The organism is Arenibacter lacus (assembly GCF_008711145.1).
Lineage (GTDB): Bacteria > Bacteroidota > Bacteroidia > Flavobacteriales > Flavobacteriaceae > Arenibacter > Arenibacter amylolyticus.
On record NZ_VVIN01000013.1, the window covers coordinates 1 to 22,300 of the forward strand.

The 22,300-nt window shown below is 41.4% G+C and carries 21 protein-coding genes; 10 read left to right on the forward strand and 11 right to left on the reverse strand.

Annotated elements, in window-relative coordinates:
* Both F1E73_RS06105 and F1E73_RS06110 read right to left on the reverse strand, forming a co-directional pair.
* A partial coding sequence (locus F1E73_RS06105; RefSeq protein ID WP_150451420.1) for an AsnC family protein occupies nucleotides 1-119 on the reverse strand: 119 nt, incomplete at its 3' end.
* 185 nt (nucleotides 120-304) lie between these two features.
* Complete coding sequence (locus F1E73_RS06110; RefSeq protein ID WP_150451421.1) at nucleotides 305-1,669, reverse strand: saccharopine dehydrogenase family protein; 1,365 nt, start codon at nucleotides 1,667-1,669, stop codon at nucleotides 305-307.
* A gap of 78 nt (nucleotides 1,670-1,747) precedes the next feature.
* On the opposite strand from F1E73_RS06110, the gene F1E73_RS06115 reads away from it, so the two are divergent.
* Nucleotides 1,748-2,152 (forward strand): DUF423 domain-containing protein, encoded by a 405-nt coding sequence (locus F1E73_RS06115; protein ID WP_150451422.1) that lies wholly within the window; start codon nucleotides 1,748-1,750, stop codon nucleotides 2,150-2,152.
* Between the two features lie 44 nt (nucleotides 2,153-2,196).
* Entirely contained in the window at nucleotides 2,197-3,804 is a 1,608-nt protein-coding gene (gene pckA / locus F1E73_RS06120) for a phosphoenolpyruvate carboxykinase (ATP) (RefSeq protein ID WP_150451423.1), read from the forward strand.
* A gap of 76 nt (nucleotides 3,805-3,880) precedes the next feature.
* On the opposite strand, the gene F1E73_RS06125 is transcribed toward pckA, so the two are convergent.
* From F1E73_RS06125 to F1E73_RS06135, 3 genes are read right to left on the reverse strand one after another with little or no spacing between them, the layout of a single operon-like run.
* On the reverse strand, nucleotides 3,881-4,633 hold the full coding sequence (locus tag F1E73_RS06125; protein WP_150451424.1) for a uroporphyrinogen-III synthase: 753 nt from the start codon (nucleotides 4,631-4,633) through the stop codon (nucleotides 3,881-3,883).
* The gene (locus F1E73_RS06130) at nucleotides 4,630-5,295 is read right to left on the reverse strand and encodes a DUF4271 domain-containing protein (protein ID WP_150451425.1); all 666 of its coding nucleotides are present in this window, start codon (nucleotides 5,293-5,295) and stop codon (nucleotides 4,630-4,632) included. The genes F1E73_RS06125 and F1E73_RS06130 overlap by 4 nt, the downstream gene beginning before the upstream one ends.
* The gene (locus tag F1E73_RS06135) at nucleotides 5,295-6,962 is read right to left on the reverse strand and encodes an ArnT family glycosyltransferase (RefSeq protein ID WP_150451426.1); all 1,668 of its coding nucleotides are present in this window, start codon (nucleotides 6,960-6,962) and stop codon (nucleotides 5,295-5,297) included. The genes F1E73_RS06130 and F1E73_RS06135 overlap by 1 nt, the downstream gene beginning before the upstream one ends.
* Before the next feature lie 129 nt (nucleotides 6,963-7,091).
* Here F1E73_RS06135 and F1E73_RS06140 point away from each other — a divergent pair, with 129 nt between their 5' ends.
* The 3 genes from F1E73_RS06140 to F1E73_RS06150 are packed head-to-tail and all read left to right on the forward strand — an operon-like array spanning nucleotide 7,092 to nucleotide 9,581.
* Nucleotides 7,092-7,820 carry a polyprenol monophosphomannose synthase gene (locus tag F1E73_RS06140; protein WP_150451427.1) on the forward strand — a complete coding sequence of 243 codons (729 nt, stop codon included), beginning with the start codon at nucleotides 7,092-7,094 and terminating at the stop codon, nucleotides 7,818-7,820.
* A 1-nt stretch (nucleotide 7,821) separates the two neighbouring features.
* Nucleotides 7,822-9,156 carry a dihydroorotase gene (locus F1E73_RS06145; RefSeq protein WP_150451428.1) on the forward strand — a complete coding sequence of 445 codons (1,335 nt, stop codon included), beginning with the start codon at nucleotides 7,822-7,824 and terminating at the stop codon, nucleotides 9,154-9,156.
* Nucleotides 9,157-9,158: 2 nt separating this feature from the next.
* Entirely contained in the window at nucleotides 9,159-9,581 is a 423-nt protein-coding gene (locus F1E73_RS06150; RefSeq protein WP_086475862.1) for a DUF4296 domain-containing protein, read from the forward strand.
* Here F1E73_RS06150 and F1E73_RS06155 read toward each other — a convergent pair.
* Nucleotides 9,562-10,569, reverse strand: a complete 1,008-nt coding sequence (locus tag F1E73_RS06155) for an NAD-dependent epimerase/dehydratase family protein (protein WP_150451429.1) — start codon at nucleotides 10,567-10,569, stop codon at nucleotides 9,562-9,564. The two genes, F1E73_RS06150 and F1E73_RS06155, sit on opposite strands and share 20 nt — an antisense overlap.
* 188 nt (nucleotides 10,570-10,757) lie before the next feature.
* Between F1E73_RS06155 and tyrS the strand changes: the two genes are divergently transcribed.
* Together tyrS and F1E73_RS06165 are read left to right on the forward strand one after the other, a co-directional pair.
* Complete coding sequence (gene tyrS, locus F1E73_RS06160) at nucleotides 10,758-12,053, forward strand: tyrosine--tRNA ligase (protein WP_150451430.1); 1,296 nt, start codon at nucleotides 10,758-10,760, stop codon at nucleotides 12,051-12,053.
* A 143-nt stretch (nucleotides 12,054-12,196) separates the two neighbouring features.
* The gene (locus F1E73_RS06165; RefSeq protein WP_150451431.1) at nucleotides 12,197-12,727 is read left to right on the forward strand and encodes a hypothetical protein; all 531 of its coding nucleotides are present in this window, start codon (nucleotides 12,197-12,199) and stop codon (nucleotides 12,725-12,727) included.
* On the opposite strand, the gene F1E73_RS06170 is transcribed toward F1E73_RS06165, so the two are convergent.
* From F1E73_RS06170 to F1E73_RS06190, 5 genes are all read right to left on the reverse strand, one after another.
* The gene (locus F1E73_RS06170) at nucleotides 12,722-13,711 is read right to left on the reverse strand and encodes a LuxE/PaaK family acyltransferase (RefSeq protein ID WP_086475866.1); all 990 of its coding nucleotides are present in this window, start codon (nucleotides 13,709-13,711) and stop codon (nucleotides 12,722-12,724) included. The two genes, F1E73_RS06165 and F1E73_RS06170, sit on opposite strands and share 6 nt — an antisense overlap.
* A 173-nt stretch (nucleotides 13,712-13,884) precedes the next feature.
* Nucleotides 13,885-14,211: a T9SS type A sorting domain-containing protein gene (locus F1E73_RS06175; RefSeq protein ID WP_086476020.1), complete on the reverse strand. Its 327-nt coding sequence runs from the start codon at nucleotides 14,209-14,211 to the stop codon at nucleotides 13,885-13,887.
* 172 nt (nucleotides 14,212-14,383) lie between these two features.
* Nucleotides 14,384-14,695, reverse strand: coding sequence for a T9SS type A sorting domain-containing protein (locus tag F1E73_RS06180; protein ID WP_086475867.1), 312 nt, complete (start codon nucleotides 14,693-14,695; stop codon nucleotides 14,384-14,386).
* Between the two features lie 416 nt (nucleotides 14,696-15,111).
* On the reverse strand, nucleotides 15,112-17,940 hold the full coding sequence (locus F1E73_RS06185) for a TonB-dependent receptor (protein ID WP_150451432.1): 2,829 nt from the start codon (nucleotides 17,938-17,940) through the stop codon (nucleotides 15,112-15,114).
* A gap of 86 nt (nucleotides 17,941-18,026) precedes the next feature.
* Nucleotides 18,027-19,472 carry a hypothetical protein gene (locus F1E73_RS06190; protein ID WP_086475869.1) on the reverse strand — a complete coding sequence of 482 codons (1,446 nt, stop codon included), beginning with the start codon at nucleotides 19,470-19,472 and terminating at the stop codon, nucleotides 18,027-18,029.
* A gap of 291 nt (nucleotides 19,473-19,763) precedes the next feature.
* Between F1E73_RS06190 and F1E73_RS06195 the strand changes: the two genes are divergently transcribed.
* The 3 genes from F1E73_RS06195 (at nucleotide 19,764) to trmB (ending at nucleotide 22,299) form a co-directional block, all read left to right on the forward strand.
* On the forward strand, nucleotides 19,764-20,450 hold the full coding sequence (locus tag F1E73_RS06195) for a response regulator transcription factor (RefSeq protein WP_086475870.1): 687 nt from the start codon (nucleotides 19,764-19,766) through the stop codon (nucleotides 20,448-20,450).
* Complete coding sequence (locus tag F1E73_RS06200) at nucleotides 20,450-21,517, forward strand: sensor histidine kinase (protein ID WP_086475871.1); 1,068 nt, start codon at nucleotides 20,450-20,452, stop codon at nucleotides 21,515-21,517. The genes F1E73_RS06195 and F1E73_RS06200 overlap by 1 nt, the downstream gene beginning before the upstream one ends.
* A 110-nt stretch (nucleotides 21,518-21,627) precedes the next feature.
* Complete coding sequence (gene trmB / locus F1E73_RS06205; RefSeq protein ID WP_086475872.1) at nucleotides 21,628-22,299, forward strand: tRNA (guanosine(46)-N7)-methyltransferase TrmB; 672 nt, start codon at nucleotides 21,628-21,630, stop codon at nucleotides 22,297-22,299.
* The last annotated feature ends 1 nt before the right edge of the window (nucleotide 22,300 follow it).

Genomic DNA, 22,300 nt, shown 5'->3' on the forward strand with positions numbered 1-22,300 from the left:
CCAGAAATACCAATCTTCCTGGCTATTTCCAATATGGGCTTCCTAGCATCCTCCATTAGGAATCTTAGAATCTCTTTGTCTATTCCGTCTATTTTAACACTTTCGTTAGGTGATTTCATTGGTAGCCTTCATGATTCAGGATAAAGGTATTAAAAATCCTTTCAGTTTGTAACACCCCGGATGGTGTATATCTGGGTGCATTTATTTCAGAACGGATGTACCCATCCATGCAGTGCTAAAGTATCGTTCAGCTAAAACAGGAACCTATTGAATTTTGTAAATGACTTTGCTAGTGCAAGCTGTTTTATAGATGAGGATTATAGCCAAGATAAGGAACCTTCTGCTCCTTAAACTGAATCCCATAATGCTCCAGTTCTTTTAAAATTGGCTCGTACACCTCCTTAGCTATAGGTATCTGTACCCCTGGAATGGTAATTTTTTTGTTCAGGATAAACAGGGCGGCAATGGCTACAGGTAATCCCACGGTCTTGGCCATGGCGGTATGTACTCTGTCTTCCCCTAAAACCACCATGTTGGTGTCTATTTGCTCTTTCTTTCCGTTAAGCAGGTAGCCAAACTTATGGTACATCACAATCATGTCCTTGTCTTGCTCTCCTAGGGTCCAGCTTTCCTCTAAAATTTGTTGAAGGATTTGGGCAGGAGTGGCATTTTTTAGGGTAATCTTTTTTTCATCATCAAATAAGTTGAGCTCTAGGAGCTTCTCCCACATAATGTCGTCCTGATCTATTTTTAAATAGTGTCGCATCTTTAGTTCTACGCTATCGGTTGGGGAGTAGGAGAGGAATAGGTTAACAAATTCCCTATAAGACATCCCTTCCGAGTTTTTTATGGTATAACTATCATCGGTCATGCCCATTTGTACAAACATGTTCCAGGCCTTGGAAAATCCCACCCTTCTCATGGTTCCTCTGTATAGGGTAAGAACATCGTCTAAGCCGTACGTTCCCCTGTATTTTAGGGAGTCCCTATTGGCGTAGGCCTCAAACTTCCCGTATCCCTCTATATCCATAAATTCCGTTCGCCTAAATAATTTGTGATAGGGAATGTATTTATAGGTGCCCTCCTGCAAAAATTTTGCGGCACCCCCTTGCCCAGCTAAAACAACGTTTCTGGGGTTCCAGGTAAATTTATAATTCCACAGGTTGTTGTCGCTCTCAGGTGCTACAAGTCCACCAGTAAATGATTCGAATAATAATATTTTGCCGCCCCTGCACCTTATTTTGTCTATAGCCTGCATGGCGCTCATGTGATCTATTCCGGGGTCTACCCCTATTTCATTCATAAATACCAGTCCCCGCTCTTTAACCTGTGCGTCCAAGGCTTGCACCTCATCGCTAACATACGAGGCGGTGACTAGGTGTTTTCTATGCGTTAAACAATCTTTAGCCACAATAATATGTAGACGTGCGGGCAACATGGAGATAACGAGGTCGCAGTTTTTAATAGTGTTGCTCCTTTCCGTAGCATCAAAGATGTCTAACTTTAAAGTGTTGACGGCCTTATGATTTTTTACATTGTCCGGTAACCCTTCCGGATTTAAATCGCAAATGGTAAGGTGAAGCTTTTCCTCTTCCGATTTAGCTATTAAATAATCTAGTAGGTAGGAGGTAGATTTTCCAGCGCCAAGGATCACTATTTTTCGCAACATGTGTAGTTTTATGTTCTGATTAGACAGATACTAAGGTATCAAAATGTTATATTTGTAAAAAATAAGAGAGCACAAGTTATGAACAAAACAATTTTGGGAGCTGGCGTAATTTTCGGTGCCACGGCCGTATTGCTTGGTGCCTTTGGGGCCCATGGATTGGGTAACATCGTGGGGCCCAAGGCGGTAGAGTCTTTCGAGACCGGGGTTCAATACCAAATGTATCATGCCTTTTTTCTAATGATTTTAAGTGGATTAAAACCTATTTCAGAAAAACAGAAAAAAACAATCTCATATTTTATTATTTTAGGGATTATATGCTTTTCTTTCTCCATATACCTGTTGGCACTCAATGAGCTAAGCGGTTTCGATTTTACGCGGATAGCATTGGTTACCCCTTTTGGGGGCCTACTGATCTTGGTAGGTTGGGTACTCTTGGGAGTGGGAATTCTGAAAAAAACACAGCAATCTATACCTAATAATTAATACATAATTTATACTTTATTATAGCTAATTAAAACCCAGTTATTATGGCTTCAACTACGAAATCGATTTCGTTAAAAGAGTATGGTTTAAAAAACTGTAGTATCCATTATCAATTGCCTCCATCAGAATTACATCGGATAACCGTGGAAAAGGGAATGGGGGTAACCTCTTCTACTGGCGCCCTAGCGGTAAATACGGGCGAGTTTACCGGTAGATCTCCCCAGGATAGGTTTATCGTAAGGGATTCTATTACCGAAGATAAGGTGTGGTGGGGAAATGTGAATATCCCATTTGAAAGCGATAAATTTGATGCGCTTTACAACAAGGTGATAACATACCTAGACACCAAAGAAATCTTTGTAAGGGATTGTTTTGCCTGTGCAGACGATGATTATAGAATGAATATTAGGGTGATTAATGAGTATCCTTGGTCTAATATGTTCGCCTATAATATGTTTATAAGACCGACCAAGGATGAATTGGTGGGTTTTGAAGCCGAATGGACGGTAATCAACGCTCCTGGGTTTATGGCAAATAGTGAGGTGGATGGGACTAGGCAACACAATTTTGCGATCTTAAATTTTACCAGAAAAATTGCCCTTATCGGCGGAACTGGCTATACAGGGGAAATAAAGAAGGGGATTTTCTCTGCTCTAAACTTCATTTTACCTGTCTACAAAGACTGCCTTCCTATGCACTGCTCCGCAAACGTGGGAGACGATGGGGATACGGCTATTTTCTTTGGCCTTTCCGGGACGGGAAAGACTACTTTATCTGCTGATCCGGAAAGGAAATTGATTGGGGATGATGAACATGGTTGGACCAAAGAGAATACCGTGTTTAATTTTGAAGGTGGATGTTATGCAAAGGCCATTAATCTCTGCCAGGAAAACGAACCGGAGATCTTTGGGGCCATTAAAAAAGGAGCGCTTTTAGAAAATGTTATCCTGGATGCCAATGGGGTGGTAGATTATGAGGATGTTTCCATAACGCAAAACACTAGGGTAAGCTATCCTATTTATAATATTGATAATATACAGGTGCCTTCCATTGGTAAAAACCCCAAGAATATTTTTTTCTTAACGGCCGATGCTTTTGGGGTGCTGCCTCCAATTTCTAAACTGACCCCGAGTCAGGCTGCCTATCATTTCATTTCTGGATATACTGCCAAAGTAGCGGGTACCGAAGCGGGAGTGGTAGAGCCTGTGCCCAATTTTTCAGCTTGTTTTGGAGCGCCCTTTATGCCCTTGCATCCTACAAAATATGCCGAGATGCTTAGCGCTAAAATGAAAGAAGCGGGAGTTAATGTATGGCTGGTAAATACAGGATGGACCGGAGGGCCTTATGGAGTTGGAACCCGTATGAAGCTAAAATATACCAGGGCAATGATCCGTGCGGTACTAAATGGGGATTTGGGGTTGTACAGTTATGACAAGTACCATATCCATTCCGTATTTGGAGTGGCGCAGCCTAGGGAATGTCCAGGAGTGCCTAGCAGTGTCCTTAGTCCTCGGGCAACCTGGAACAATGATGAGGCCTATTATAAAACAGCTTTTAAATTGACCAATGCCTTTAGGGAAAACTTTAAAAAGTTTGAGGCCTATGCCAATGAGGAAATAAGACGGGGAGGGCCACAACGGTACTCTTTCTAATACAAAAAACCCGAGGTTTCCCTCGGGTTTTTATTTTTATTAAGTAGTTGTTTCTAAAATTCCCAGTGATGGGAAATTAGGATTGCTTTTTGTTTGCTGTAGAAATATACTTTTGAAGCGCCATGGTCATGGACGGGGTTTCGGGAGTAGGTGCTTTAATATCTATCCTTAAACCTGCTTCGGTGGCAGCTTTCACAGTAGAGTTGCCAAACACGGCAATTCTAGTATTGTTCTGTTCAAAATCCGGGAAGTTCTTTAAAAGAGATTCTATACCAGATGGGCTAAAGAAAACCAATACATCATAGTATACATTTCTAAGATCTGAAAGATCGCTGATTACCGTTTTGTAAAAAATACCTCTAGTCCAATCTATTCCTAAACTATCCAAAGTTTCCGGTACAATTGGTTTTAATACGTCAGAGGAGGGTAAAAGAAATTTCTCGTCCTTATACTTCTTAAGTAAAGGACTGAGATCTAGGAAATTCATTTTTCCAACATAAATTTTACGCTTCCTGTATACGACATATTTTTGAAGATAGTAGGCAACAGCCTCGGACTGACAGAAATACTTCATAGAGTCCGGCACCTTAAACCTCATCTCATCGGCAATCCTAAAAAAATGGTCAACAGCATTTCTGCTGGTAAGAATAATCGCAGTAAAATTATTTAAATCAATCTTTTGCTGCCTTACCATTTTAGCATTTACTCCTTCTACATGTATAAACGGTCTAAAGTCTACCTTTACTTTTTCCTTATCTATAAGCCTAGAGTAAGGGGAGTTTTCCTTCTTGGGTTCTGGCTGCGAAACCAATATTGTTTTTACTTTCATAAGCTGCGGTCTAACAAGTAAGTACCAATTAAAATTAACGGAGCTACTTCTAGAGCGCAAATATACAAAATAAAATAAACAAAGTTATTGGCAATGAATTTTTGATGATTTTTTAAAGTGGTGTACCATCCTACAATATTTATAAGTAAAATCAACAGGGCGCTCGTTGCAATCACCGGTCTAGATCCTGGGTATACGAAGTTTAGCATAATATTGGTTAAAAGCATTACCATGCCGCTATAATTAAAATAGGTAAGCTTTTTGTAAACTATTTCTGAAATCGACTTTTCGGAATTAAAGAGAAAACCATTGCCAAGTTGAAAGTATAGTTTCACTACCCAAAGAAGGGTAAGGGTGAGCAGGATGCTACCAAAGGTTTGCAAGGCCGATTCTTCCGTGGGATTAAAGAATATTTCTCTGATAAAAAATAGAAAAAGGGATAAATTAAGTATCTGAAAAGCGGAGAGGAGTATGTTGAACCAATTAAATATCCTATTCTTTTTATTGTACATTAAGATGTACTTATTGTTAAAGGGTAGTATAATGAAGTTTAGGAACCTACTATAGAATAAACTCTTTGCAAGAACCAGCAGTAGAATGCTAAAAAAGAGGATAAGACTTATCCAGTCGGCAGGAGGTGGGTTTCTTAGTATGGCTTCCATTATTTTAGCGATATGTTTTTGCCGTTATACCCCAAATATAAACCGTTTTCAGATATTCCCATTCTAAGGTAAGCAGCTTTATCCGTCTTAGGCTTGGGAATGCTTAGTCTAAAAGTGGTGGTGTCTTTTTTTTGTACATATAACGCCTGGGGGTCTGTGGGCATAACTTTAACGAATTGGGTTTCTATAACCCGTTTGTATTTGTTTAAAAAGGTGACCCCAAATTTAAGTTTATTAAAATCGATATCCTCACTATATGGATTGTAAACCTTCAGGCTTATTTCCTGCTCAGGCTTTATAGGTTGTTCTTCTTGTGGGATGATGCACTGTAGCTTGCGGAAAGATTCAAAACTATCTAGGTACTTGCCCCGATATGCTTCCCCCTTGGCACCGATAAATTCTAGATCACCTTTATTTAAGTACCTAGAGACATACAGTACCCGTTTATCTTGTACTGCTTCCTCAGAATTGTCCAAGGAGTATTGATTTAGTCGGTATTGGGTATTGTTAAGGGAATAGGAGGTGGCTCCCGTATAAAAGGCGTAGACAGCAGCATTTCCATAAGAATTCTCGAACACTACGGGCATATCGCCTACCGCATCATGGATATAACTTGTCCAAGCCTTGTTGTAATGGGTTTCAAAGGAAATGGGGAGCACGGAACCAGTAATCAGCCACACTCTTAAGAACAGTAAGATGACCACATTAGCCAAGCCTAAGCGCAGTATCCAAAACCTTGCCTTGGCGTGCTCCGCTAAATAATTGAAAGTAATGATGATTAAAGGGATGCTTATAGCAATCATCCATTGCGCTTGTACCTTTCTACTAAAGCTGCTGATAAAAAAGAAACCTATAAATCCGTAAGTTAAAAACACCAAGGCGCGGTTAAATCGGTCCCCAATTTTGGTGGTTGCGAGTGCATAATATACCCAAGGGAAAAGCAGCCCAAAAAGTGCCATTAGGTTTACGATATAGCCCAAGGTGAAGTCCGCAAATTTGTAAGGACTGTTCGGTCTGTCCGAGAGATGATAGCCAAGGCTAATAAAATCGTTTTGCACCAACCACAGAAAATGAGGAAGGTAGCAAATAAGGGAGATCACTACGGATAACCAAGAATTTCTGTTGAAGACCAATTTTATGTTAGACAGCAGTACAAATATAATTACCAAGAAGCCATGGTATTTACTATACATCATGGCGGCCATTACAAGACCTAGAAATACGGTATTTAAAAGGGTATTGTTGGTAATAAATCGCTTATAGGCCAGTAGAAATAAGGTGGTGAAAAATAGTAAGGGCGTATCTGGGAGGGTTAGAAAGCCATAAGCATGCATTAGGGTAACTGCAAAAACAAGCACGCAATAATGTAGGGTAAACCTATCTTTTTTTGGATGATCTATCAGCCACCATATAAATAATAGGTTCAGGGCATATAAGACGCAGCTTAGGAGTCTAACCCCCAATTCCCCTTCACAAAGGGAACTTCCAAGGGCAATCATCCAGGCCACCATGGGAGGGTGGTCAAAATAACCCCAAGCTAAATTTTGAGCATAATACCAGTAATAGGCCTCATCTAACAATAGCTCCGTTAAACTGCTCTGTATCAAATTCAATACAAAGGTAAACGCTATGAAAAACAGTAGAATTTTGGGTGTTTTTTGCAGCATTCGATACAATTTCCTTAACAAAACTACAAATTATACAAAGACCCTTGAATTTAAAAATATCATAAATAAGGTGCAATGCTTCCCTACGGATTATAAAATACTATTTTTGCTAAAAAAGGAAATACCCAGATGACGGATAGTTTGGTCATTATACCGACCTTCAATGAAATTGAGAACATTGAGCTTATTATTGAGGCGGTCTTTGCATTAGAGAAGGAGTTTAGTATTCTAGTGGTAGATGACAACTCCCCGGATGGGACCGCAGCGGTGGTTCGGACTTTACAGAGAAAGTATGAGGATAGACTTTTTTTGGAGGTTAGGCAAGAGAAATTTGGACTGGGAACTGCATATATCCATGGCTTTAAATGGGCCATTGAAAGGGGATATGACTATATTTTTGAAATGGATGCCGATTTTTCGCATGCTCCCAGTGATTTGATAAATTTGTACCAAGCTTGTTTAAATGGGGCCGATGTGGCCATTGGTTCCCGATATAAAAAGGGAATTAATGTGGTAAATTGGCCTTTGCACCGAATTCTTTTATCTTATGGAGCCTCTTTTTATGTAAAATTGATAACTGGGATGAGGGTACACGACCCCACAGCGGGCTTCGTATGTTATAAAAGAGAGGTGCTCGAATCCATTAGGTTGGATTCCGTTAAATTTATAGGATACGCATTTCAAATAGAGATGAAATTCAGGGCCCACCTGCTAAACTATAAGCTTGTAGAAGTACCTATAGTTTTTACAGATCGTATCCGTGGAAAATCTAAGATGAGTACTTCCATAGTCGGGGAAGCGGTGTTTGGGGTTCTTCAGATGAAAATAAGAAGCTTGTTTCAAAAAAATAAATTTTAATATGGGCAAAACAATACTAAAGAATGCTACCCTGGTTAATGAGGGGCAAATCGTAACCAAGGATATTCTACTAGACGGAAAGACCATTCAAAGAATTGATGATCACATCACCGAAGCGGGAGCCAAGGAAATTAATTTGGAAGGGAAGTATGTTTTGCCAGGAATCATAGACGATCAGGTTCACTTTAGAGAGCCCGGACTTACCCATAAAGGGAATATTGCTACGGAGAGTAGGGCCGCGGTAGCTGGAGGTATTACTACCTTTATGGAGCAGCCCAATACCAATCCGCAGACCACTACCATTGCCAAATTAGAGGAGAAATTTGATATTGCCCAACAATCGGCATTTGCTAATTATTCTTTTTTGTTTGGAGGGACTAATGACAATTTGGAGGAGCTAAAGCGATTAGATAAGAACGCCTGTTCTGGGGTAAAACTATTCTTGGGGTCCTCTACGGGAAATATGTTGGTAGACAACGAGGAAATCATTGAAAAAATATTTAGGAATACCGAGCTGGTGATCTCGGCCCATTGTGAGGACGAGGCTACCATACGGAGAAATATGGCGCTCTACACCGAACGCTATGGGGATGACATTCCCATGAAATACCATCCTCTTATACGGAGTGAGGAAGCCTGTTACCTGTCTTCCTCCAAGGCAATTGCCCTAGCAGAAAAAACAGGAGCGCGTCTCCATGTTTTTCATGTGTCTACAGGAAAGGAAACAAGCCTTTTTAGGAATGATATTCCCTTGGAGCAAAAGAAAATTACCGCTGAGGTCTGTATCCATCACCTTTGGTTTTCCGAAGAGGATTATGAAACCAAAGGGACTCATATTAAGTGGAATCCTGCAGTGAAAACCGCTGCCGATAGGGACCAATTATGGGAGGCCCTGCTAGACGATCGGATAGATGTGGTTGCTACTGATCACGCGCCACATACCCTAGAGGAGAAAAACAATTTGTATACCTCGGCTCCGTCTGGAGGGCCTTTGGTACAGCACGCACTGCCTGCCATGTTGGAGAGTTACCATTCGGGGAAAATAAGCTTGGAAAAAATAGTGGAAAAAATGTGCCATAACCCTGCAAAACTGTTTCAGATAGAGAAACGTGGGTTTATTAGGGAAGGGTATTTTGCAGATTTGGTGGTAGTGGATCTTAACAGTCCGTGGAAGGTAACCCAAGAGAATATTGCCTATAAGTGCGGTTGGTCGCCCTTTCAGGGAGATGCTTTCCAGTCCAAAATAAGCCATACCTTTGTAAATGGGCATTTGGCATACGAAAATGGCCGATTCTCGGACGAAAGAAATGCCATGAGGCTAACCTTTAATAGATAGTTATGGTAAAATATATTCTACCTCTTATTCTTCTCATAATGTTGGTTTCCTGTAACGAGGAAGTTGTAAAAAAACCGGATAATCTTATTCCCCAGGATAAGATGGTAGCTGTTTTATACGATATTTCTTTGTTGAACGCGGGGCGTGCTATCAATCAGAATGTCTTAAACGAATACGAGATAGAGCCAATGAAGTATATTTATAATAAATATGCCATAGATAGCCTTCAATTGGTAGACAGCGATACGTACTACGCTTCAATTCCCGCGACCTATGAGGCAATTTATACCGCGGTAAAGGAAAAGCTAGAAAATCAAGAGGAAGTTATGAATGCCCAAAAGCAGGCTGCTGCCGAGGAAGCTGCCCAAAAATCCAAAGATTTAAAAAAAGCGAAGCCCGAAGTCGCTAAGGATGATCTTCCATAAATTTTTTGCAGGAAAAGTGGATGCTATCTTCCAAAGCTAGGTAGGTATGTCCTAGTTGCTCCTTGGATTTGCTGTTGCTGAATTGTTGCACCTTCCTTAACGAACGAACCGAGTTTTTGGAGAGTCTTCTCCTGCTTCTGGTTAGTAGTGAAGCCACCTTGTCTAATCGCCACAAAATTTCCAACTGCCAAAATTTAAGTTGAATGGTGGGACTTGGTTTGTTTAACGCTTTGGTGAGTCGCTCTAATATCTCCTTATAACTTAAGTTTTCGGCAATCGCAATAAATCGTTCGTTTTCGATGGAGGAATCCATCATTTGAACCATTAAAGTAACCACATCTTCTACGGCAACAAAGGCTGTGCCCCCTGGTGGGTAAAATTTCCTTGCTTTATAGGCATTTTGAAAAAGGAGTCCGCTGCCAGATTTCCAAAACCCTGGGCCAATGATTACCCCTGGATTTACGATTACGGATGGTACCCCCTCCTGTGTTCCTCTCCATACCTCCAGTTCGGCATCCATCTTAGTGAGGGCATATACATTGGCGCGGTGGTTGGTCCAGTCGGTTTCCTCCGTGGCGGGCTTCCCGTCTAAGGTTCTTCCAATGGTCGCTATGGAACTTGCATAGCATAACTTTTTTATCCCGTGCGCAATGCACAAGTTTACGATGTTTTTGGTACCCTCAATGTTTACCGTTCTTAAAAGCTCGTAATCCTCAGGATCAAAAGAAATCAGGGCGGCGCAATGGTACACATGTGTAATATCCTTAAAGGCATGGTCCAGTGCTGGGAGATCCATAAGGTCTGCCGGTACCCAATCAATTTTATTGAACAAGTAATCGGCCTCATTGCTATAGTAGCCAAAGACTTTTTTCACCTGTTTTAGATTGCTGGTTTCCCTATGTATGGCCCTTACCTGATTGCCCGTTTGCAATAAACGTAGGAGTAAATGTGCTCCTACCAAACCTGTACCTCCTGTAACTAAGATCATGGCTCAAAATTACTCATTTGCATTGATAAATCTAAAATTTCCTTAAGGCTTCCATTTTTCGTTGTTCATACAGTTTTCAGTTTTTTGAGAACTTGATATTAATAAATACTTAAAACCCTATTTTGCAGGAAAAAAGCTAGCTATTTGCTTTATCTTTGCGGGAATTGTAAAAATTGTAAACTAAAAGCATGACTTCAAATTTTATAGAAGAATTAACTTGGAGGGGGATGTTGCACGATGTAATGCCCGGGACCGAGGAGCATTTGTTAAGTGGGATGCAATCTGCCTATGTAGGGATAGATCCTACGGCAGACTCGCTTCATATTGGACATTTGGTAGGCGTAATGATGCTGAAGCATTTTCAATTAGCCGGCCATAAGCCCTATGCTTTGATCGGTGGTGCCACAGGAATGATCGGTGATCCTTCCGGTAAATCTAACGAACGTAATTTATTGGATGAAGCTACCTTGGCACGTAACCAAGCAGGGATAAAGGAGCAATTATCCCGTTTTTTGGATTTTAATAGCGGAAAGGATAATAGCGCCATCTTGGTTAATAATTACGATTGGATGAAGGAATTTTCCTTTTTGGAATTTATCCGTGATGTGGGTAAGCATATCACCGTAAATTATATGATGGCCAAAGATTCGGTTAAAAAACGATTATCGGCAGAAGCCAGTGAAGGATTGTCCTTTACAGAGTTTACCTATCAGTTGGTGCAAGGATACGATTTTCTACATCTGTACAGAACCCATAATTGTACGTTGCAAATGGGAGGTAGCGACCAATGGGGAAATATTACCACGGGAACCGAGCTTATTAGAAGAATTGATGGTAGTAAGGGATATGCCCTTACCTGTCCTTTAATTACTAAGGCAGATGGAACCAAATTTGGAAAATCTGAAGGCGGTAATATTTGGTTGGATGCCGAAAGAACATCTCCCTATAAATTCTACCAATATTGGTTAAACACCTCCGACGAGGATGCAGAGAAATACATTAAGATATTTACCTTCTTAAATAAGGAAGAAGTAGATGAGTTGGTGAATTCGCACAAGGAAGCACCACACTTAAGAGTACTGCAAAAGCGATTGGCCGATGAGATTACCGTGATGGTACACTCTCAGGAAGATCTAGACAAGGCAAAGCAGGCCAGTAATATCCTATTTGGAAAATCTACCTCCGAAGATCTGAAAGAACTGGATGAAAAGACGTTTTTAGAGGTTTTCGATGGGGTTCCCCAAGCTGAGGTGCCTATGGAGGAGGTAGAAAATGGTTTGGATATGATTGGTGCACTAGCTGCCAAGACCAACTTTTTGGCTTCCAATGGAGAAGCTAGAAGGGAATTAAAACAAAATTCCATTTCCGTAAACAAGGAAAAAGTGAAGGAAGATTATAGTATTACTGCAGAAGACCTTATCAATAATAAGTTTGTTTTGTTGCAACGAGGCAAGAAAAATTATTTTGTCTTAGTAGTAAAATAAACAGCATCTTAGGTACGCCCCGAAGCTTTAATCTCGGGGCTTTTTATTTGTAAGGGTTGTTTTTTTATTCGCGGGATTGGAGGTTAGAGAATACTCTATGAATCTTTGCGTTCGTTTAATTAAATAGAAAGTTTAGATATTTTATGAAGAAGTATATATTGATTTTGGCAGTGATGCTGGGTTTAGGAGGGTGCGATAAGTTAGATGAACTCACCAAGTTTGAGATGGATTATAAACAACGAGTGGTAATACCCGCCTCTGCAGGGATGGATTTGCCTTTTGATGTCTTTACGCCCAAAACTGAAACCAACTCCTCTTCCGAATTTGCCGTAAATGATACTAGGAAAGACCTTATTGAAGAAATTGTATTGCGCAAACTAACCTTGAGCATAGTCTCCCCAGAAGGAGAGGATTTTAGCTTTTTAGAGTCCATTACCGTATATATGTCTGCCGAAGATCTTCCCGAAATAAAAATCGCTTGGAACGATGAAGTATCGGCAACAGTAGGTGGGGTGCTAGAGCTAGAGGTTTCAGATGACGACCTAAAGGAGTATATTAAAAAAGATAGCTACTCCTTAAGAGTGAATACGGTTACGGACGAGTTGCTGAAATCGGATCACGAGATAGAAATTGCTTCCATATTTTTTGTGGATGCCAAGATTTTGGGATTATAAAACCATTAGGTTACAGCCCCGGACGTCCGAATGGTCAAAGCGTCCTAAAATTTCAAAACTACCGTCCTTATATACTTTCCCCAAATCTTGGGTAGCTATAAAAGCACAGGAATGTACATTGGCCAGGTCTATGATGTTAATGCCGCCAGTCTTACCAGTTGCTTGTAAGGAAAGGGGATCTTCCGTTTCCCGGGTGTACACTTTCATCCATTTTGGGGATTTAAAGAGGCCATTTCCAAACGAATAGGCTTGGGATAATAGTTCTGTCATGCCATATTCGGAATGTATCTGGGGAACCCCAAATCCGGCCTTTAGTAGCTGATGGAGCTCTTCGCGGATGATTTCCTTTTTACGGCCTTTCATTCCGCCAGTCTCCATTACAATCGTATTATTGAGTTGTAGGCGGTAGGCTTCAGCCATATCCAAAAGGGCAAAAGAAACCCCAATGAGTAGTGTTTTGGTGTTAGTGTCTTCTAGCTTGAGTAGTGTTTTACGTAGCTTCCCTAAATCGTCCAAATAAAAACCGCTATCTGGATGGGTGCTTCTCCTTATCAGATCATCCGCCATGTAAATTAAAGATGATCCTTCCCGTTCCAAATAAGAGGGGAGCAGGGCCAAGATGCAATAATCGCTAATGGGACCATAAAAGGCTTCAAAGGCAGATAGATAGCTTTGCTCATAAACTGCTAGGTCGCGTACATGGTGCTTGCTTACTTCGCTTCCCGTAGTACCACTGCTGGTGAAAATAATTTCGGGATCAAAGGCGCCACAAGTCACTTGGTGGGATTTAAAGAAAGATATGGGGAGAAAGGGAATGTCCTCTACACGGGTAACCTTAGCTTCATCCCTTCCTAAATGTTGGCAAAATTCTCGGTATACCTTGTTGTGGTGGTATTGGGAGCTAAAGGTTTGCAACGCCAAGGCGTTAAACTCCTCCTCATTGCCGATGCTAAAAATATCTGTATGGGTGTTATTGCTATTCACGGTTACAAAAATAGTAATATAAGCAGTGGCCGGGAACCAAAATTATGTTTATTATAAGCATAGAACAACAACATGGAGTAAAGAAGTTGGGCAATTTATTTCCCTGCTTTTAGAGATTGTTCCTTGTTTTTATAATCCCGTGCCAAGTATTGGCCATTAAGAGCTGATGTAGGTTATTTGATTACTAATTTTCTGGAGCGTACCTTTTTGTTTTCCGATACTTGTAGCGCATAGACTCCTGGGGATAGTTTGGAAACATTTAATCGGTTAGAGGTAATTTTGTCTTGAAGTACCAAGGCGCCAAATACATCGTAGATAACAATGTCCTTGGTGCTGTGGTTGTTTTTGGTGGAGATATATACCGTCCCATCATAAGTGGGGTTGGGGTATAGCTTAAAGCTTGGGGTAGCCTCCTCCCTAAGGTTTGCGGGGCCTGTTAATTCTTGAGCAGACAGGCTAATGGTGCATATGCTGAGTAGTAAGGTGTAGATTAATTTCATGCTTTCCATTGATTTTGGAATCAATAGCTTAAATATAGGGGTAATCACAAGCGCACAGGGATAGATTGTTGTAAACGGACGTATTTTGTATATGAAGCGTGATTTTCAGATCGATTTTGGTGGGTTATCGATTAAAAAAGAGGGTGTTATGGGGAGGTGGGAGCCTTTAAACCTATTTTATAATTAATTTTCGGGTGGCAATTTTATTTTTTTCGTTTACCCTTAACATATAAACACCCGAATCCAGATTATCTAATTTTAGTTCTTTTCCCAAAAGCGTGGTTTCTAGGACCAGAGAACCAAAAATATCAAAAATCATTATTTTTTTAGGGGCGTTTAAGGTGGTGCTGATGGTTACCCTGCCTTGCGTTACAGGGTTGGGGTATATTTTGAAGCCTTCTATATCCACATTGTTTCCTTTGGGATCTTGCCCATAGGAAAAGGATAGGAATAAGAATGTTACAATTAAGTAAAGTTGCTTCATATATACTTGTTAGCAAAGTGTATACCACAAATGTAATAAATTTCAAGACAGAACGTTGTCACCTAGCTTGTTGATATCGTTAAAATCGATGAAATGCAAAGGGTTATAGATCTAAAGACGTTAGTCCTTAAAGCCTTTTTATGACTCATAACCCTCTTGTTTACTGTGGTTTTGGGAGGCGTATAAAGGTGACTGCTCCTTGCAATACAAGGCGTCTAATGCGGTTTTGATTTTTTTGGTATTCTGAAGTCTTGGATAATAAAAGCCCCAAGCATTGGTAATAAACCGTAATGCTTGGGGCTAAATTTAAGGTATGGTCAATGGAAGAGGGGTTTACCTTGGTCTCTAACTATTCCTAGGACTTTTGCAGAGACATTAGCGGCAATATACCCCCAATGGTTTGGGTTCTACTAGATTTAGAATGTAATGCTATACCCCAAGGAGAACGTCCTACCCGGATTCCTTTTGGAAAAGGTTTTGTTTTGGGCCTTATAGGACTCATATTCGCTGATTAATTCCTCATCCAAGAGATTTTCTACCTTTAAGCTTATGCGCTGTTCTCCATTGTTCCCAAATTTTTTGGAGAAATTAAAATTTAAGAGATGAAACGGCATGGTGTATACATCTGGAACAAAACCGTTGCCTACCACCTGAAGCGTCTTGCCTTGAACATTGTAGTTCAGCCCCGTTTCTATTCCGTTTTCCACTCCTTTATAATGTAAGCCAGCGTTAATTAAAAAGGGCGATTGTCCTTGCAGCTCACGGGTTTTGCCAAGACGCTCCCCTTCCCTTAGGCCTAGTTCCCGTAAATTGCGTTCGCTTTCTCCAAAAGTTTGGGCCGACTTGATAATGGAGGTGTTTAGGTTAAAACTGAAATTTGAAAGGGTGGGGGTTATAAATCCTAAATTTTTACGCACTTCAAATTCTAAGCCTATCACCTCTGCATCCCCTAGGTTTTTGGGAGTAAAGTTATCGGAAGACGATTCAAAATAGGTTAGTTCTATGGGGTCTGTAAACTTCTTGTAAAAGCTACTCAATGCCATCATCTCAGCACTTTCCCCAAACCATTCAATTCTAAAATCGTAATTATCTATATAGGTGGGATTCAGGTCAATGTTGCCTATAAAGGTGTTGTTGGATAAGGGGTCGTAGATCTTGGCGATGGAAGCCTCTTTAAAAGAGGGTCTTGCCGTAGAAAGGGCATAAGATCCCCGTAAATTGATGGCTTCGTTAAGGGCATAGATGAGGTTGGCGGTTGGGAAAACGTCCAATTTGTCTATAATCTTCTCATTGTTGTAGATTACCTTTCTAGGGTCGTTGGGATCCCTGTTGTCTTCCCCGGTGTACCTGGTGGTGAAATTTTCTACCCTAATCCCCAGGATGGTGCGTAATTGGTTGCCAATCTTAAACTCGTTAGAGACATAAGCGGCCATATTCTGCTGCTTGGCGCGGTAGGTATTTGCGGGTTCGGAAATGGAGATGTCCGGGTCTATGTAAGTACCTTTATTATTGTCTACGGTCCATAGGTTTTCCTCCAGCAAAATATTATCGGCAATACCATTGAAGTGGGTGGTTTGCCCATTGTTCTCCAATTCGAAGTTTAGAATACCGAAATCCCGGTTCTTGTAAGCGCCATAGGCTCCAAATTTTAACTTGGCGTCCTTATTTAAAAACATATATTTTTTGGTGAAATCCAATTTAGCTACGGTATTCACCTCTTCCAAGTCCCTCCAGATTCGCTTGGGCTGGTTGTTTTGTGGGATGCTATACACGCCATCTTCTACCCTAAAAGAGGTGGTTCTTATATCCTTGTCCTGAATTTTAGAAAGGGTAGGGCTCAGTGCCCATTCCGTAGTCCAAGTGGCGTCCTCGCTATTGTGTGTACCCGAGAGTTGTAGGTTGGATATGGCCCGCTGGGTGTATTCCAAGTTATCCTTGGAGAAGTTTACGAAGTCACTAAAATTTAAGCTTTGTTGGAAGTATCCTGCTGAGGACTCCCCGTTTTGTATGTGGAGCATATTTAGCTTGTACTTGGAGCGTTCCGTTTTAAAGGAAGTGCCCAAAAGACCGCTAAGTAGTACATTGTGTTTTCCTAAATCCCCTTTTTGGGTGCGATCTGTTTCTAATTGAAAGATAGAAGGATCCGGATTTCTTCTGTAAAAGTTATTTTCGGCCCCCTCGTAGTAGGTGGTTTTACTTTTATAAGAAACTGAGCCAAAAAAGCCTATTCTGTTATCACTCTCTCCAAGATGGTATTGGTTGCCCGTGGTAAAGCCCATACTGTAATCCATCCCGCTTTTTTCTCGCATGGCAGAAAGTGTCGGATTAAATTTTTTGGTGATGGCAGTTAACAAGGGGCTGTATTCATAGGTGTTGGGGATGTATTGCTGGGCATTGATGGGAAGGCTTCTGCTGCCATTGTCAAATCCCAGAAAATCCGTAGGGCTACCCTTGTAATTGAGGTAGTCATTATTAAAATGCATGTCCGGGTTATAGCTCCCGCCAATGGAAAAGCTATGTTCTTTGCTGTTGGGGAAGTCCTTGGTTACTATATCTACAATTCCGCCTGTAAAATCTGCTGGTAAGTCGGCGGAGGCCGATTTATGAACCAAGAGGTTGTCTATAATATTGGTAGGGAAAATATCTAGCTGAATGGTATTTCTGTCAGGATCCAAGCCTGGAATATCCATTCCGTTCAGGATGGATTTAGTATATCGGTCCCCCAAACCTCGGACATAGACATATTTCCCGCCTTGTACGGATACTCCGGGAACCGTCTTAATGGCGCTGGCAACGTCGCCAGCTCCCATTTTCTTAAAGGTTTCGGAAGAAATTCCGTCCAGTAGGTTCACTGCCCTTTTTTGGATGCCCAAGACAGACCTTTCTGTATTTTGTTTAATGCTAACCGATATTATCACTTCCTCCAGGCCTTCTGCCGAAGATTCCATGGTAATGTTTAGCTGGGTAGGTTCCTTACTGTTTACCACCACGTCTGAGACTTCCACTGTTTCATAGCCTAGATAGGAAAATACTATGGAGTAGGTGCCTTCCTCTAGTGCTAGCTTATAATTCCCGTCATAATCGGAGGTGGTACCTACCGTAGTACCCTTTACAATGATGTTGGCAAAGGGAACGGGGTCTTGGAAATCACCATCTATCAAGGTACCCATTACCTCCCCACTTTGGGGATATAGGAGTTGTAGTAGGAAAAATGTAAAAAGAGTGAGTTTAAATGGATGTTTCATGTGAACTGTGAGTTTTATTTTAAAAGTCCAATAACCTGCCTGTTGAAAATGGCGGGTTATTGGTAAAATTGTTATAGAATGGGGTCTTAGAAAGCGGCGGCGCCTAGGCTAATAGCGTAGAAGGTCCACCCAAAAACAGAGGTGTCCGCCCCTACCGTTTGTGATCCTTTCTCTACCTTGCTAGTCCAAGTAGCTGCTCTATCCGTAAAGGAGGGGTCCTTTATGATGGTGGTTTCTAGATCGTTTCCAGATTCGTCCTTTTTAACTTTTTCGGAAAATATGCTGTGGTCAAAGCCAACAACTTGCCAAGCTTCAAAAACTAGCTTGCCGTCCAAAAAGTTTTTGGCCACATCGTTGGCGTCTAGCTCCACATCCTTACCTTCAGGAAATCCGTAAGCATAAATATTGGAAGTGGTTCCCATGGCATTACTTCGGTAATCCGCATACTCCCCATCCGAAGCGGAGGGGCTTCCAACAATAGTGGCATTTTTTAAGGTAAACGAACCTTCCAAGGATCCTTCAGGGCCGTCAATTTCAAAAGCGTGATCGGAATTCTCTCCCTGAATAACCACTACATTGTCTACAGTTCCGGAGTAAGCTTGATCAATATCTATAGCGTCATCGCCCTGCGCCCATACCAAAAGATTGGTAGCGTCTACCGTACCCCCAAAAAACTCGATCCCGTCATCTACATTGGCCACCACTTCTATATGGTCTATAAGGGTGCCCCTTCCTACGGAGCCTAGGGTGAGACCATTTATTTCATTCCCTTCACCAATTAAGGCTCCCCCGTGGCGGATGGAGATATATTGTAATACCCCGGAGTTGTCATCGTCATTTAACGAATCGCCTGGGCCATAGAGTCCATAGGTGTCATCGGCAGGGATGCCCTCTATCTGTACCTCGGATACATCGCCTTTAAAAGAGCCAGATGCCCTTCCAAGTACAATGACTCCGCCCCAAAGACCTCTTTGGGTTTCATCCAAGTTGGTCCCGCTTTTTTGTCCAACACCAATATTATCGGCCTCGGCAGTGAATATAATTGGTTTGTCTGCGGTCCCCTTGGCCATAAGCTTGGCGCCTCTTTGTACAATTAAGGCAGAGGCTAAGGAGCCGCTACCTGGCTTTCCTTTTATGATGGTCCCTGGCTCAATGGTTAGGGTTATCCCATCACCTACCACTACCTTACCGGCCAAAAGGTAAATGTTGTTGGCCGTCCATGTGGTGTCTGTAGTGATTTCACCAGATATGGTGATTATTTCGGCGCAAGACCCCCCAATATCCACACCGGTCTCATCTCCGTTCTGAATGCCATCGTTACAGGTGGCAATCTCATCAGGACAAGGTTGGCAATTGGGGCCACCGCAGTCTACTCCCTGCTCTCCTTGGTTGCGTATGCCATCATTACAAGTGGCAATTGCATCGGCAATAGGTGGTTGGTCGTCGGTGGTGCAAGAAAGGATTAGAATACTGGCTAAGGCTAAGGTGTAAAAAGCCAGGGATTTGCGTTGAATTAAATTTCTAATTTTCATTTGTTTTTAGGTTTTATTCGATTTTTAGAACACCGCAAATAAATTACCCGTTTGTAAAAGGTGGATTATCCTGATATTACCTGTTTGTTGGCTTAAGGTTACCATATTGTTACTATCTTAATTCATCGTTAATGGGTTGGAGGAATAGTATTATCTTTACTTTTAATTGCGAGAAACAGAAAAAAAAGAAGGGTTTTTCCATAGTTTTTTGAGGCGTAGCCGCTGAGTTTATACCTAGAAAAACAAACAAAATCAGCACGGTGAGGCCGAAGGGAAAAGTAAATTAAACAAATGAAAAAGAAGGATATTAGAATACTTTTGGTAGATGATGAGCCCGATATTTTGGAGATCATAAGTTATAATCTTACTGGGGTGGGGTATGATGTCTATACCGCAAAAAATGGGGTAGAGGCTGTAGCCACTGCCAAGAAAAAAAAGCCGCATTTAATTATTTTGGATGTGATGATGCCCGAAATGGATGGAATCGAGGCCTGTGAAATTATCCGCAATACTGCGGGCCTAGAAAATACCATCATTACCTTTCTTACCGCAAGGGGAGAAGACTATTCCCAAATGGCCGGATTTGATGCTGGTGCGGACGACTATATTACGAAGCCCATACGTCCTAAGGTTTTGGTGAGCAAGGTAAAGGCATTGCTTAGAAGACTAAAGGAGATGGAAGGTGAGGAAGTCGATATAGTTAAGGTAGGTGATATTACCATAAATAGGGAAGAGTATAAAATTGAAAACCTTGGAGAGGAGCTTATTCTTCCCAGAAAGGAGTTTGAATTGCTGTCCTTGCTAACCTCTAAGCCCAATAAGGTTTTTAAGAGGGAAGAAATTTTAGATCGGGTATGGGGGAACGAAGTGGTCGTAGGAGGTAGAACCATTGATGTCCATATACGTAAACTACGAGAGAAGCTAGGGGAAGATCACTTTAAGACGGTTAAGGGAGTGGGCTATAAATTTGTATTGTAATGGGTACGCGGATAAAAAAATCGTACCGATTTGCGCTGCGTTCGGGATTGTTAATTGCGGCCATTCTCAGTTTGTTGTTTTGGTTAATGCAATGGCTTTCCGGAAATGTGATTTGGTGGCAGATTGTTGGGTTTGCCGTAGCGGCAAGTATAATTGCCGTAAGTATCCTTCAGGTGCGGGTACAGCGATTTATATATAGGAGGATAGAGCGGATTTATAAAGATGTTACCCTTTTGCAATCTACCTCCTTGGCAGCAAGGACCGTTACTACAGACATGCAGACCCTAACCGAGGAGATCGAGAAATTTGCCAAAGACAAGAAGGTAGAAATAGATACCCTAAAAATTAGGGAAGAATACAGAAAGGAGTTTTTGGGGAATGTTTCCCACGAATTAAAGACGCCGCTCTTTACGGTGCAGGGCTATATCTTAACCCTTTTGGACGGGGCCATGGAAGATAAGCAACTCCGTAAAAAGTACTTGCAACGCGCCAGTAAGGGCGTAGAACGCCTCAATTATATTGTGCAAGATCTAGACCTCATCACCAAATTGGAGATGGAAGGATTAAAGATGAATTATGAGGATTTCGATATCTTGGAGCTGGTGCGAAATGTTTTTGACCTTTTGGAAATGAAAGCGGCCAAAAAAGACATTATCCTAACCTTCGATATGGAGTATAAGGAGCCAATCTATGTGCGGGCAGACCGGGATAAAATACAGCAGGTAATTTCCAATTTGTTGGTGAACTCCATAAAATACGGCCAAGCAAACGGTACCACGGAGGTAAGTGTGGAAAATTTGATTAAAAATAAGGTCATTGTTAGAGTGACGGACAATGGGGAGGGAATTTCCAAACAGCACTTTGGGCGAATATTCGAACGGTTTTATAGGGTGGATAAAAGTGGTAGCCGTGCTGTAGGCGGTTCTGGGCTGGGCCTAGCAATAGTGAAGCATATTATTGAGGCGCATGATGAAAAGATTTATGTGGAAAGTGTTCGCGACGTAGGATCGGAGTTTTCCTTTACCCTGGAGAAATCCATAAAGAAATCTCCCGAGACTGCTGCATAATGGCCTAAAGGAAACTTTAATTAGGAGCATTTTGTAGATCTAAATAACAGATTGATGGCGAAGAAGTTGGATTTCCGTAGCTTTGCCAAATTAATTATCAGTTACAGTCTGTGGGAAGCAAGAATAAACTAAAGAGATTTAAGGAGAACGAAACCTTTAAAAACGTACTACAGCCTACTAGGGAGGAAATTGTAGGCGGCTTATTCCCAAATAAGGGAAAGTGGAATCAGTTTTTTGGGAACGACAATCCTATTGTATTAGAGCTAGGTTGTGGCAAGGGGGAGTATACCGTTGCAATGGCACAACAAAATGCGGAGAAGAATTTTATAGGGATAGATATAAAGGGAGCCCGCTTCTGGCGAGGAGCCAAGACTGCCATTGAAGAGGGAATTGATAATGCCGCCTTTCTGCGTACGCAAATAGAGCTGATTGATCTGCTTTTTGCTCAAGGTGAGGTATCCGAAATTTGGATTACCTTCCCAGATCCCCAAATAAAGTACAAGCGGACTAAGCATAGGTTAACCAACTCCCATTTTCTTGAAAAATATAGAAAAATCCTAAAAGAGGACGGTACGGTTAATCTGAAGACCGATAGTGAATTTATGCATGGATATACCTTAGGTCTCCTGCACGGGAGTGGTTTGGAGGTTATGTATGCCAATCATGACGTGTACAAAAATGCTGGGAGTCCTAAAGAAGTGCTAGAAATTCAGACGTTTTATGAAAAACAGTATCTTGAAAAGGGAAAACCTATTACTTTTATCCGTTTTAGAGTGCATTAAT

What these genes read in the sequence shown, in the direction of transcription:
- F1E73_RS06110 (WP_150451421.1), bottom strand. Translation starts at nt 1,669, where the DNA reads ATGTTGCGAAAAATAGTGATCCTTGGCGCTGGAAAATCTACCTCCTAC.
- F1E73_RS06115 (WP_150451422.1), top strand. Translation starts at nt 1,748, where the DNA reads ATGAACAAAACAATTTTGGGAGCTGGCGTAATTTTCGGTGCCACGGCC.
- pckA (WP_150451423.1), top strand. Translation starts at nt 2,197, where the DNA reads ATGGCTTCAACTACGAAATCGATTTCGTTAAAAGAGTATGGTTTAAAA.
- F1E73_RS06125 (WP_150451424.1), bottom strand. Translation starts at nt 4,633, where the DNA reads ATGAAAGTAAAAACAATATTGGTTTCGCAGCCAGAACCCAAGAAGGAA.
- F1E73_RS06130 (WP_150451425.1), bottom strand. Translation starts at nt 5,295, where the DNA reads ATGGAAGCCATACTAAGAAACCCACCTCCTGCCGACTGGATAAGTCTT.
- F1E73_RS06135 (WP_150451426.1), bottom strand. Translation starts at nt 6,962, where the DNA reads ATGCTGCAAAAAACACCCAAAATTCTACTGTTTTTCATAGCGTTTACC.
- F1E73_RS06140 (WP_150451427.1), top strand. Translation starts at nt 7,092, where the DNA reads ATGACGGATAGTTTGGTCATTATACCGACCTTCAATGAAATTGAGAAC.
- F1E73_RS06145 (WP_150451428.1), top strand. Translation starts at nt 7,822, where the DNA reads ATGGGCAAAACAATACTAAAGAATGCTACCCTGGTTAATGAGGGGCAA.
- F1E73_RS06150 (WP_086475862.1), top strand. Translation starts at nt 9,159, where the DNA reads ATGGTAAAATATATTCTACCTCTTATTCTTCTCATAATGTTGGTTTCC.
- F1E73_RS06155 (WP_150451429.1), bottom strand. Translation starts at nt 10,569, where the DNA reads ATGATCTTAGTTACAGGAGGTACAGGTTTGGTAGGAGCACATTTACTC.
- tyrS (WP_150451430.1), top strand. Translation starts at nt 10,758, where the DNA reads ATGACTTCAAATTTTATAGAAGAATTAACTTGGAGGGGGATGTTGCAC.
- F1E73_RS06165 (WP_150451431.1), top strand. Translation starts at nt 12,197, where the DNA reads ATGAAGAAGTATATATTGATTTTGGCAGTGATGCTGGGTTTAGGAGGG.
- F1E73_RS06175 (WP_086476020.1), bottom strand. Translation starts at nt 14,211, where the DNA reads ATGAAATTAATCTACACCTTACTACTCAGCATATGCACCATTAGCCTG.
- F1E73_RS06180 (WP_086475867.1), bottom strand. Translation starts at nt 14,695, where the DNA reads ATGAAGCAACTTTACTTAATTGTAACATTCTTATTCCTATCCTTTTCC.
- F1E73_RS06185 (WP_150451432.1), bottom strand. Translation starts at nt 17,940, where the DNA reads ATGAAACATCCATTTAAACTCACTCTTTTTACATTTTTCCTACTACAA.
- F1E73_RS06190 (WP_086475869.1), bottom strand. Translation starts at nt 19,472, where the DNA reads ATGAAAATTAGAAATTTAATTCAACGCAAATCCCTGGCTTTTTACACC.
- F1E73_RS06195 (WP_086475870.1), top strand. Translation starts at nt 19,764, where the DNA reads ATGAAAAAGAAGGATATTAGAATACTTTTGGTAGATGATGAGCCCGAT.
- F1E73_RS06200 (WP_086475871.1), top strand. Translation starts at nt 20,450, where the DNA reads ATGGGTACGCGGATAAAAAAATCGTACCGATTTGCGCTGCGTTCGGGA.